This is a genomic window from Flavivirga sp. 57AJ16, from assembly GCF_028736925.1.
Taxonomy (GTDB): Bacteria; Bacteroidota; Bacteroidia; order Flavobacteriales; family Flavobacteriaceae; genus Flavivirga.
Map to the genome: position 1 here is coordinate 297,937 of NZ_JAQZAT010000002.1, position 12,533 is coordinate 310,469.

Consider the following 12,533-nt stretch of genomic DNA (forward strand, 5'->3'; position numbering starts at 1 on the left):
TTTATTAAAATAAAACTGAATGTCCGTAATCATACATAATGATATTTTTGTCATTCAGAACGAAGTAAATAATCTATTGATAATCAATGAGATCCCTCGTTGCCTCGGGATGACAAAAACAATATATTTTTAGGTTTATAGCAAATTACGGACAATCAAAAAAAAATTATTCAAGCCAGCGGGATGAGAGAAGGGTAATCAAAAGTGTTACGTCACCATGAGTTTCTAAAAAGTCTCTTATAGTTGCTAAAGCCTTACTCATTTGTCCTTTGACTGTACTTACCGAAATATTTAATTCTTTGCTAATTTCATCATAGCTCTTACCTTCATCACGCGACATTTGAAAAATAACCTTGCGTTTGAGCGGTAATTGTTGGATAGCCTTGTTTTTTATTGCCTCATAATCGGCTTCTGCCATCTTATCTTCAATAGGACTGTATGACTTTTGGCTTACATAAAATACTTCTTCTTTAAGCTTTCTGTTATTGGCAACTTTGCTAATGAGGTTGAAGGTCAGATTTCTAGTAATTGTAAAAACATAGGATTTGAAAGATAAATCGGGATTTAATCTATCCCGATGTTTCCAGATATTCAGAAATACGTCTTGAACGATTTCCTCTGATAGCACTTTTGTTTTCAGCATGCTAACGCTATATGCGAACACATCGTTTCGATATGTGTCGAAAAGTTTACGGAAGGCTTTATTATTGCCTTCAATAAGCTCCTGGACTAACAGTTTTTCGTTAAGTCTATTTTTATCTGCTCTTTTTATTGATTCTGCCAATTGAAATTTATTTAAATATAATTTCATTTAAGAGAATTAAACTCTAAATAATAAAATTGCTCAATATTAAACAAATTTTATTAATTCTTTATTCTGTGAAGGAAAGGTGCTAAGATTGTTGAGTTAAATATACAAAATAATTTGAACGCATAAATGGCATCATATTTACCTCCATTTGTTGTTAATTAAATGATTTGCTTAGAATTCGGATTGGTTTGAGACCATATTTCAGTGTGTCCTATCTCGTGTCCTATTCGGTTTGTGCCATTGGGAGAGAATTAAATAAAGTCCCTATTAAAACTGTATCAAAGATGCTGGGGCATAAAAAATTGTCTAGCACTCAAAAATTATCAAGGAACATTTAAGGCCACTGTTGGAAAAAATGGTATGAACTACTACATCAAAAGAGCCGATGTGGTAAAAGGAGCGGCCAGTTATTACATCATTCAAAACATGGGATCGATTTTGGAGAACGACGACCAGCAAGGTCTGGCACATTTTCTAGAACACATGGCCTTTATCAAACATCGATGCCAAAACATATAATTACTCAAAGTATTCTTAACGTATGCCTATTGGTCTGATGTCTATAGTATAAAATTTTGAATACAAGGTACTTCGTAATTTCTATCATAATTGGTACCTAACCGATCTGCAGACCATAGCTGTGATAGGTGGCATTAATATAAGAAGAGGTTGAGCAGAAAATCATAGAAAAATTCTCGAAAACTCCAGCTGTAGAAAATCCAAGAGAACGATTTGATGTCAATATTCCAGATAATGATGAGATGTTGTACAGTTCAGGAATGAACCCCGAGGTCTCATCCGCATCTATAAGTTTTGGTATTCGCCATAAAAAAGCTTACACCCAAAAACATAAACAAGTATAAAATATTAAAGTATTCATAAAAATTACTTAATATTGTTGCAAATTGTAAAAGCTATTGCAGCAATTAGCGCATATTTTCTATTAAAAATAGTTACAGAGGGAATAGGTAACACCGTTTTATCGTATCGGCAAAATACGACTTACAGTAAAAAGGTGTTAGCGCCCATACAGCCAAAGCATAGTATATTTTTTAACGCAGGTTAAACATGTCGGTAGCACAAAACCATACAGACCAACAACTAATAGACCGCATAAATGCCAATGACGAAGGAGCATTTAATACACTATACGATTTGTATTGGGAGTCCCTATTTATATATGCCCACAACCTTTTAAAAGACAGAGTGCTTGCCGAAGACATTCTACAAGATATCTTCATTAATATTTGGACCAAACGTGGCGATATAAACGTAAAAACCACCCTAAAAGGCTATCTATATACCTCAGTAATGTATAAGGTATACGATCAGTTCAGAAAAAACAAACAATCCTTTAAAGAAGAACTACTAGATAACTTCAATCAGCGCATACAAACCTCGAATCCAGAATCAAAGCTCATCTATCAAGAACTGTTAGAGCATATCAATCGAACCGTCGAAACCTTTCCTGATAAAATCAAAGAAGTATTCATATTGAGCCGTCAAGAGCAATTGACCCATAAAGAAATAGCTGAAAAATTGGGAATATCCACCAAAACAGTAGAAGCGCACATTACCAAAGCATTAAAACTCCTCAAAGCTTCCATAAGTAACATAGCCGGTATGGAACTCATTATATTTATTAGCTATTATATGCACCAATAAACGGGTGGTAAAAAGAGCTAGAATAAATTTTTTTAAAAAAAGTACGGTTTTCTATTAGGGATGCCTTTCTTTTTCTCGACTTGTATAAAAGCCCCATAGAAAAGATTAAAAAAAATGGAAGACCACAACTATCTAAACCGTTTAATTAAGCAACTTTTTAAAGGTTCAATTTCCAATAAAGGACTCAAAGAGCTTTCAAACTTTTTTATAAGCCATCAAACATCAAAAACATGGCCCTTAGACCCTGCCTTAAAAGCGCCAATCAAAGCAGATATTTATGCTAAAATACAATCAAAACTACAACAAGAGCCTAAAGCGCCCAAAGTAGTGCCTTTCTACAAGAAAAAACCGATTAAGTACGCCGCCGTCGCCGCTATTCTATTATTAGCTACTCTAACCATCTTATTACAGACCAATACTATCCCGTTTGGTAGGCAGGGAGTTGAAGGGGCACAACCCATTATAGTAAACAACCAAATACAAACAGGCAGCAACAAAGCCATCCTTACTCAGGCGGATGGCATCACCGTGGTATTAGAAAAAGATTTCCTATACCAAACCACCTACGCCAGCAGTAACGGCAAACAGATTACGTATAATACGGAGAGACGCAAAGCATCGCGTCTCAACCCGGCACAACAATCCTTATACGAAACACTCACCATCCCCCGTGGTGGCCATTTCCAAATAACCCTATCCGACGGTACCAAGGTCTGGCTCAACTCAGAGACCCAACTTAAATATCCTGTAGCCTTTACCTACGGTCAACCCAGAGAAGTTAGTCTTATTTACGGCGAAGCCTACTTCGACGTTAGTCCCAGCACCGACCACAACGGTTCCCCTTTTAAAGTATTTAACAGTGGCCAGGAAGTGGAGGTTCTTGGCACCGAATTCAACATCAAGGCCTACAAAGACGAAACGAACATTTACACGACATTGGTCGAAGGCAAAGTAGCAGTAAACACGCCCAAGGCACAGCATACCTTAGTGCCCAACCAACAATTGGGTTTTAATGTGCTAAGCCAACAAACAACCGTGACCACTGTCGATGTGTACTACCATATAGCATGGAAGGACGGCACGTTCAATTTTGTAAGCAAACCGTTAAAGGACATCATGCAAACCCTATCCCGTTGGTATGATATGGACGTGATATTTGAAAACAAGGATCTGGAAAACGTCACCTTTACCGGTGTATTGCGAAAAAACCAAAATATAGAAGCCATCATGGCCACCATAGGCTCGGTGTCTATAGAAACGTATGAGATACGGGGCAAGACCATTGTGCTGAAGTGATGTGTGGTGCACCATGAACAAGGTGTCATTGCCATACCAACTGCAGGAGCCTGCTGGCGAGGCTGGGGATTTCACAAAAGCCAATTAAAGAATAAAGAAAATGTCTAACTATCTAAAAATCTAAACAAACAACCCTCTAAAAACACAAATAATATGAAAGACAAATAACTAAAAAAACTCCTACGTTCTACGATTTTCGAAGTGCTAGAGCACATAGAGGATGAAGCTACGGAGGATGAAAAAAGAAAGGGAACACAGGTTCTATCTCGCTAAAAATTGAAACCTATTATTCCCCTGTCATTATCAATTAATTTAAAGCCTGTCTACCGACAGGTAGATTTAACTAACTAATAACAAACAAATTTATGGAAATTAAATCAATTAACCTCCGTAATGTTCCCACAAGCACGGGAAACAACAAACGGCTTTTAATGATCCTTATGAAAACATTCATTTTTTTATGCTGTGTATCGGTGTTTAGTATAGCCCCGGGTAACCTGGTCTCTCAAAATGCCAAAATTAAAATAGCGGTCAATGAGACCCTAACAGTAAATCAAGTGTTTGAGCTCATCATGAAACAAACTGACTATAATTTTATTTATGAAGATCAGATTTTCAAGGACTTCCCCAAGGTCATGCTTAAAAAGGGCACGATATCCTTAAATAAGCTCATCAACGAAAGCCTATCTGGTAAAGATGTAAACATTATTGTTACCCAAAACAATACCATTTTAATTAAGGATGCCAATACCCAACAGCAAATTAATGTAACAGGTACAATAACTGGCGCTTCTGGTCAGCCCATACCGGGTGTTACGGTACTCATTAAAGGTACCCTCAAAGGTACGGCTACCGACTTTGATGGCTCTTATACCATTATAGTACCAAATCCAGAAAACGTTTTGGTATTTTCTGCTTTGGGGTATGAAACTCAAGAAATAGTCGTTGGGGATCAAAATAATATTGATGTCATTATGAAAGAAGCGGCATCTAAATTGGAAGAAGTAATAGTTACGGGTATCTATAAACGTAAAAAAGAGAGTTTTACAGGAGCTGCAACAACATTTACGGGAGATGAGCTAAAGACCATTGGAAATAAAAATGTGTTGACAAGCTTACAAACGTTAGACCCTTCTTTTGTTATGGTTGAAAATAATATTAAGGGATCAAACCCCAACCAATTACCAAATTTTGAAATTAGAGGAAAAACTACCATCAATACGGCAAGTACAGAAGATTTAAATAGCCAGTTTGGTAATGACCCAAATCAGCCTCTTTTTATCCTGGATGGCTTTGAAAGTACGCTACAAGCCATTTACGATTTGGATATAAACCGGGTAAAATCAATAACGATTTTAAAAGATGCTGCCTCTACGGCTCTTTATGGTTCAAGGGCTTCGAATGGTGTCATCGTTGTGGAGACAAAAAGGCCGACCGGAGGAAAATTAAGTATCACTTATACTGGAGATTTTTCTTATGATGTACCCGATCTACGCAGTTACAATTTAATGAATGCTGCAGAAAAATTAGAGTTTGAAAAACAAGTTGGTATTTATTCAGATCAAGGAAGCCTGCAATGGGAAGCAGATGAAGTCTATGCAAGAAGATTAGCTGAGATACAAAGAGGGGTGGACACCTATTGGTTAAGTGAGCCTGTTCAAATGGGCGTTACGAGTAAGCATTCGGTACAAATGTATGGTGGGAGTGAAAATTTGTTTTTTAATGGAGGTGTTTTTCTTTCTAATATAGAAGGGGTTATGAAAGGTTCAGTAAGGAAAACATGGGGATCAAATATTAGTGTTACCTACCGAAAAGATAAATTAAATATCACCAACTTACTTTCTTTTAATGGTTCTAGGGGAAAAGAATCTCCTTATGGTTCTTTTTCTAATTTTGCACAGGCAAATCCCTATTATAGGAAAAGAAACTTAGATGGAACAAATCCTAAATTTCTTGATTCTATAGCATACGGAGGCGCTAATTTACCTCCCAATCCCTTATACAATGCTTCGCTTTCGAGTATCGATGAAAATAAAGGGTTTTCATTAACAAATAACACACAATTAGTATGGGATTTTTCCAATGATTTCAGATTGCAGGGAGGGGTACAAATAGCAAATAGTAATACAACCGGAGTCGTCTTTGTTTCTCCGGAGCACACGCAGTTTGAAGGTGTTGATATCCGCCAAAAAGGAAGTTATACGAACACGCATATAGAAAATAGATCGTACAGTGCAAATGTAATGCTTAGTTACGGCAAGGTTATAAACAAGCATCAATTTAATGCCAATATCCGGGGTGATATAGCAGAAGACCATTTTGAATCGACGGGTTTTTCTGCGGTAGGTTTCCCTTACGGAACGAACGGCAACCTAATATTTGCCAGTAGCTACGCCCCTTATGGAAGTCCATCTGCCTCAACGACAACCTCTAGGTCTGTTGGCTTTATGTCTAGTTTTAATTATGTTTTTGATCAGCGTTTTTTGTTTGATGCCGTTTACCGTTTGGATGGGTCCACTGTTTTTGGTTCTAACCAAGTGTTTCGCCCCTTTGCTTCGGCTGGTCTGGGGTGGAATCTACACCAGGAGCCCTTCTTGAAAAACTCTAAATGGTTAAATTTATTAAAACTACGCGCCAATATAGGGCTTACCGGTAATGAAAACTTAGGCCAGTTTACATCGGTTTCTACTTACACCTCAACCGCAGAAATAAACAATTTTGGGATTGGCGGTCTAAATTTAATTTCTTTGGGCAACCCCAATTTAGAATGGCAAAACACACGTCAAATTAGTAGTGGAATCGAATTTACACTATGGCAAAATAGGGTTAGTGGGTATGTAGAATATTATGATAAACTAACAGATCCACTAGTTGTTCCCGCTAATGGCATACTGCCTTCTTCTGTTGGAATAAATTCAAATTATGTGTTAAATGTTGGTAATTTAGCAACAACCGGATGGCTTTATAATTTACGTATATCTCCTATTTACAATTTAAAAGACCGAATTATCTGGACTATTGGACTAACCGGAGGGACTTCTAAAAGTGTTTATGGAGGTCTTGGGAATAAATTAGACTCATACAATATGGCGCAACAAGAAAGCCAAGGGTTATTAAGATATAAAGATGGCTATAGTCCAGATGATATTTGGGCGATTGTTTCTAAAGGCATCGATCCTGCAACTGGAACGGAAATTTTCCAGAAAAAAGATGGATCGCTTACAGCTGTCTATGACCCACAAGATGTGGTTAAGGTAGGCAACACCAGACCAAAATTAGAAGGGGTTATCAATACCAGTTTTACCTATAAAGATTTTACATTTGGCGCAAATTTGCGTTATCGAATTGGAGGCTATGTATTTAACAGTGCCTTATATGAAAAAGTAGAAAATATTAAATATAACAATATTATTTACAACCAAGACAAACGTGCCCTGTACGACAGATGGCAAGCCCCTGGTGATGTGAGTCAATTTTCAGCAGTGCGCCTTAATTATTTTACCCCAAATCTTAGTTCAAGATTCGTTCAAAAAGATTCTCATCTTATCGGTGAATCCATTAGCTTAAGCTGGCGGAAATCAGATGACTTAATAAAGAGTTTGGGTTTCAAAACCTTGAACCTTAATTTATACCTGAATGATCTTTTCAGGATTGAAACTGTTAAAAGTGAAAGAGGTATCGATTATCCTTTTTCTCGCTCAGTGGCATTTAGTCTAAATGTTTCATTTTAAAAAAAAATAATTATGATACGAAAATATAATCACATTATCCTATTATGCATATTTAGTTTATCACTAGGGAGTTGCGAGGATTACCTTGATCTTCAACCAGAAGACAAATATACGGAAGACCAAGTTTTTTCTAATGAATTGGCCATTCAAGAAGTATTAAATGGACTTTATAACAAATTGGCTAGCAATTCATTATACGGAGCCAACCTTTCTACAACTACGGTAGAATTACTAGCACAGCGATACCATACTGCCCGTATCGGATCTGTAACTGCCTATTCTTCACTTCAAGGTTACAATTATAATAGTAATATGGTACAACCAATTTTTGATGATATTTGGGTGAGTGCCTACGCTACTATTTCAGAAACCAATAAATTTATTTCTGAACTTGATGAAGCGCGCCAAAATAGCGTCATTTCTGTTGAAAAAGCAAACTTATTAAAAGGGGAAGCCGTGGCAATAAGGGCATTGCTTCATTTTGACCTCTTACGATTATTTGGGCCTGTCTATCAAACAGATTCAGACAAAGAAGCCATTCCGTATTATACAGATACAGATACTCAAACACAACCTATTCTGTCTGCAGAAATGGTCGTGAATAAGATAGCCGCTGATTTAGAGGCTGCTCAAGAACTGATGGCAAATGACCCAGTAAAAGGGGTAGGAGTTGTTTTTTCTCAAGATTTTTATAAAGGCTATCGTAATCAGCGTTTAAATTTTTATGCGATAAAAGCGCTTAGAGCTCGTGTTTCTTTATATGCGGGCAACACTATGCTAGCTCATTCTTTAGCTAAGGAAACACTAGACGAGGGTGAAAATCAGTTCCCTTGGTTGGATTTCAGCAATATTGTTTCCGGAACAGACAATCCAGACAGAATTTTTTCTACAGAGGTTTTATTTGGGGTTTATAATTCGAATATGTACACCAATTACACCAATTTTTTCAGTCCCGAGTTACTAGAAAATAGTCTTTTAGCTCCACATCCTGAAAGGTTAGAGCAAGTTTTTGAAAACAACGAAAACGATTATCGCTATACCACAACTTGGTTAAACAGCATTAAAGGCTTTCGCTTATTTTACAAATTTGCAGACATTGTAGACCAAACAAAACCTTGGCGTTTTGTACAGCCCTTAATCCGCAAATCAGAAATGTACTATATTTTGGCGGAAACAGAAACGGATCCTGATGCAGCCTTGAGCTATCTAAATACTGTAAGGAATAACAGGGGACTTGGCGATCTTCCAAGTGGGTCAGATCTAAATTCAGAAATTAGAAAAGAATACCAAAAAGAGTTTTGGGGAGAAGGACAACTTTTTTTCTATTATAAAAGAAAAAATATTTTTGATGTTCCTGAAGCAACAAATGGATACCCATGGTGGACAATAGCACCTAGTTATGTGGTTCCATTACCACTATCAGAAACAACTCCTCGTTAAAATTTAAAATTCTTTAAAAAATTTACAATCATGAAAAAACACACATACATATTATTTTCAATAATACTATTGGGAATACTCAGTTCCTGTACAAAGGAAGGGTTATTGACTTATGATATAAAAGATAACATTTATTTTATAAAATTCCCCGATAGCTTAGACGTTTCATTTGCTTATAGCAACGCCTCTGTTCAAGACTCATTAGTAAAAATGCCTGTATATGTTACAGGGGTTCCTGCCGATAGGGATCGCATTTTCACACTGTCGGTAGATCCTTCGTCAACGGCTGTTGAAAATACAGATTATAGTTTTCCAGAAACCTTTACAATACATAAAGGGCAAGTTAGCGATACTATTTATATAAAGCTGGAGCGAACGGATGATCTCCAAACAACCATGAAAACCTTGATTTTAAATCTTACAAGCAATGAAGAGTTCGATACAAATTTGGGATCCGAAGACTCTCAATTTACAGTCTTATATAAAATAACGGTTTCAGACATGTTAACTGCGGGACGATATTGGGGGAGTCTTTCTTACTATTATGGGGATTTTAGCGTAAAAAAAATACAACTCATGCATCAAGTAACCGGTATGCCACTTGATTTTATAGTAAATCCCACCAGCTATAACGATTACAATAGTTTAATCCCATATTATGGTTTAATCATGAACCGCTATTTGTTAGATCAGCAAGATTTAAATAATACGATATACGAAGAAGACGGTGTAACTGAAATGCGAATGGGCGTGTTTTTTTAGATAGTAGCGGATTAAATTTCAATTAATTAAATTATTCAAATTATGAAAAATAAAATAAAATATATAGTTGTTAATAGCTTCATATTATGCTTATTAGCTATTATGTTCCCTGCATGCGACTCCGATTTAGGAAATTACAATTATCGTGATATTAATGAGCTTTCTTTCAAAAACTTTGATACTATAAATGGTTATAATGTATTTACGGGTGATTCATTAAAGCTTAGTCCGGACCTCATTTCGTCAAAAGGGCAAGAAGATAATTATTCCTATGAATGGTCTATACACATACCTACATCATTCGTAGGATATGATAGTATCATTTCTACTGAAAAAAATCTAAAAACAAAAATACGACTTAACCCAGGGAATTATTTTTTACAGTATAAAGTAACCGACAACCAAACCAATGTCTTGTTTCATATACGAACTAACCTGCTCGTAAGTACTCCTGTTTACGAAGGCTATATGGTTCTTAATGACGTTGATGGAAAATCGAGATTGGATATGTTATCCTACGATAATTCAGCGGAGACTTTTGAACAATATACAGACGTGTTACAAGAACTGGAATCCTCCTTACCGGAACAAGGAACTCCATATCAAGTGCTGTGCATGTATGCTTCTCGGTTTAAAGAAACATATGGCATTTATCTACTTACAGATTCCGGAACAAACAGATTAGAAGGGGAAACTTTTGGCTGGGATCCTATTAACAATATCCGTTATCAGATGCTGGGAGATGTTCCCACGGATTTTAAGGCAGACCACATGACTGGGACCGCGCTGTATAATAATTCCTATCCTATGTTTTTTCTATATACAAACGGAAATTTTTACTGCAATCAGGACCCTTTAAACTCAAGTTTTATTAGATATATTTCCATTAATAATTATGGAAATATTAACGACCCGTTCACTGCCTCTCCTTATATAGTTACAACCGGAAACAATACGGTAATGTATGATGTAGATAACCGAAATTTTGCTACTATTGGTTTTAATAAGAGCTCTGCAGCAGAGGTCTCTGTGTCTTTAAACTATCCCACGGGTTATGATTTGTTATATATGGAACAAAGCTATTCAGGGAGTGTTTATGCCATATTACAACATCCAAGTACCTTAAAAAACTACCTACTTCGTTTTGTAATAGGCCAAGAGCAGACTTATTTTGAAGAAATAACCGGGACAGCGTTTGAAAATGCCTCACATTATGCGGTAAGTCCAGATTTAGGCTATTTATTTTATAGTGTCGATGGGAAAGTATATGAGTATGACCTTTCATTAAAAACCAGTAAACTCATGATTGACAAAGGAGGCGATGAAATAACATACCTTTCCTTTCAAAATTTCTTTAACAGAACTGGAAATGCAAATTATGAAAATTGGGCAAAATGGCTTACTGTAGGATCTTATAATGGTACCGAGGGAACACTTGAACAATATTCGATTCCTCCTGTTAATGGGCAAATAATACAAACCAATCAATGGACGGGATTTGGCAAAATTATAAGTGTGTCCTATCGAGAACGGGGGTAACTTAAAAAAGCACCACAAAATAAGTAGTCTAACCGTTGTGCATTTTGATTCTAAACGATATAAAATGTCAGTTCGAGTGACTTTGACCAGCAAAAATGGTATCGAGAATATTTTTAAATATTAAAATTCCTATTCTCGATATATCATCTCCTTTTGGTATGGCCCAAATTGACAGCATTTTTTATAATGCACAACGGTTTAACTAAAAATTTTCACTGAATTATCGATAACCGATTAAAAATAATCGTAGACAATAATTTGTCTTAAGAAAAAAGTGAAAAGGGGTTTTGTTGCACCTCTCTAAAAAAAGTACAGCAGAACACATAATTTAATAAAATTTATTAAGAACATATTTATGAAAAATTCTTTAGTGCGGGTGGAAAACCTTTCCCACCGCTATAATGTGCAATGGGCGGTTAAGGATGTCAGCTTTGAGATACCCAGTAAAGGTATCTATGGCTTGCTCGGCTCCAATGGTGCAGGCAAATCAACTACTATGAACATCATGAGCGGTGTATTAAAGCAGACACAAGGGCAAGTCTATATAAATGATATTAATATCGCAGACAATCCAATTGAAGCCAAAAAACAATTGGGGTTTCTACCTCAAAATCCACCGTTGTATCTAGACACTACCGTTGAAGAGTATTTGATAAACTGTGCTCATTTGCGCCGAATCGAATCCAAGGCTATAAAAAATGCAGTAGAATCGGTTATGGAAAAATGTTCCATTCTTCATTTTAGAAAACGATTGCTTCGAAATTTGTCTGGAGGCTATCAACAACGTGTTGGTATAGCTCAAGCGATTTTGCACCAACCGGCCTTTATTATTCTGGATGAGCCTACAAATGGTTTGGACCCTAATCAGATCATAGAAATTCGTAAACTCATCAAGGAAATTGCAGAAGATCGTGCGGTTTTATTGTCTACACACATGCTTACAGAAGTACAAGCTATTTGTGATTATATATATATGATAGAGCATGGTAAAATGGTTTTTTCAGGAAAGATAGAAGATTTTGATAGCTATTTAACTCCCAATACCATATTTGCTAGATTACTTGAAATGCCCTCTGTTGAGTCTCTAAAGCAAAATCTAGAGGGATTAGAGCACGTGGAAGAAATGGGAGGGCCAAACTATCGATTAACATTTAACAATTTAAATGGTGCAACAGAACGGATTGTTATATCAAGTGTCAAAAACAATTGGCGACTGGATGAAGTTCGAGCTGAGAAGAATTCAATGAACGACGTGTTCTCAGCATTATCAAAAAAAGAAAATTAAGCTT

General features: G+C 36.3%; 9 protein-coding genes. 8 read left to right on the forward strand and 1 reads right to left on the reverse strand.

Translation table 11 applies throughout. The features are described 5' to 3' along the window. Positions 1 to 166 precede the first annotated feature (166 nt). Positions 167 to 811, reverse strand: coding sequence for an RNA polymerase sigma-70 factor (locus tag PQO00_RS03630; protein ID WP_274183471.1), 645 nt, complete (start codon positions 809 to 811; stop codon positions 167 to 169). 360 nt (positions 812 to 1,171) lie between these two features. On the opposite strand from PQO00_RS03630, the gene PQO00_RS03635 reads away from it, so the two are divergent. The 8 genes from PQO00_RS03635 (at position 1,172) to PQO00_RS03670 (ending at position 12,529) form a co-directional block, all read left to right on the forward strand. Then, positions 1,172 to 1,330 carry an insulinase family protein gene (locus PQO00_RS03635; protein ID WP_274183472.1) on the forward strand — a complete coding sequence of 53 codons (159 nt, stop codon included), beginning with the start codon at positions 1,172 to 1,174 and terminating at the stop codon, positions 1,328 to 1,330. Positions 1,331 to 1,879: 549 nt separating this feature from the next. Next, on the forward strand, positions 1,880 to 2,476 hold the full coding sequence (locus PQO00_RS03640) for an RNA polymerase sigma-70 factor (RefSeq protein WP_274183473.1): 597 nt from the start codon (positions 1,880 to 1,882) through the stop codon (positions 2,474 to 2,476). 114 nt (positions 2,477 to 2,590) lie between these two features. Continuing rightward, positions 2,591 to 3,772 carry a FecR family protein gene (locus PQO00_RS03645; protein WP_274183474.1) on the forward strand — a complete coding sequence of 394 codons (1,182 nt, stop codon included), beginning with the start codon at positions 2,591 to 2,593 and terminating at the stop codon, positions 3,770 to 3,772. A 440-nt stretch (positions 3,773 to 4,212) separates the two neighbouring features. Beyond that, positions 4,213 to 7,503 carry a SusC/RagA family TonB-linked outer membrane protein gene (locus PQO00_RS03650; protein WP_274183475.1) on the forward strand — a complete coding sequence of 1,097 codons (3,291 nt, stop codon included), beginning with the start codon at positions 4,213 to 4,215 and terminating at the stop codon, positions 7,501 to 7,503. A gap of 12 nt (positions 7,504 to 7,515) precedes the next feature. Beyond that, the gene (locus PQO00_RS03655; RefSeq protein ID WP_274183476.1) at positions 7,516 to 8,943 is read left to right on the forward strand and encodes a RagB/SusD family nutrient uptake outer membrane protein; all 1,428 of its coding nucleotides are present in this window, start codon (positions 7,516 to 7,518) and stop codon (positions 8,941 to 8,943) included. A 30-nt stretch (positions 8,944 to 8,973) separates the two neighbouring features. After that, the gene (locus PQO00_RS03660; RefSeq protein ID WP_274183477.1) at positions 8,974 to 9,705 is read left to right on the forward strand and encodes a DUF4843 domain-containing protein; all 732 of its coding nucleotides are present in this window, start codon (positions 8,974 to 8,976) and stop codon (positions 9,703 to 9,705) included. 42 nt (positions 9,706 to 9,747) lie between these two features. Further along, a complete protein-coding gene (locus PQO00_RS03665; protein ID WP_274183478.1) occupies positions 9,748 to 11,244 on the forward strand; it encodes a PKD-like family lipoprotein in 1,497 nt (498 codons plus the stop codon). 376 nt (positions 11,245 to 11,620) lie between these two features. Further along, positions 11,621 to 12,529 (forward strand): ABC transporter ATP-binding protein, encoded by a 909-nt coding sequence (locus tag PQO00_RS03670; protein ID WP_274183479.1) that lies wholly within the window; start codon positions 11,621 to 11,623, stop codon positions 12,527 to 12,529. Positions 12,530 to 12,533 lie beyond the last annotated feature (4 nt).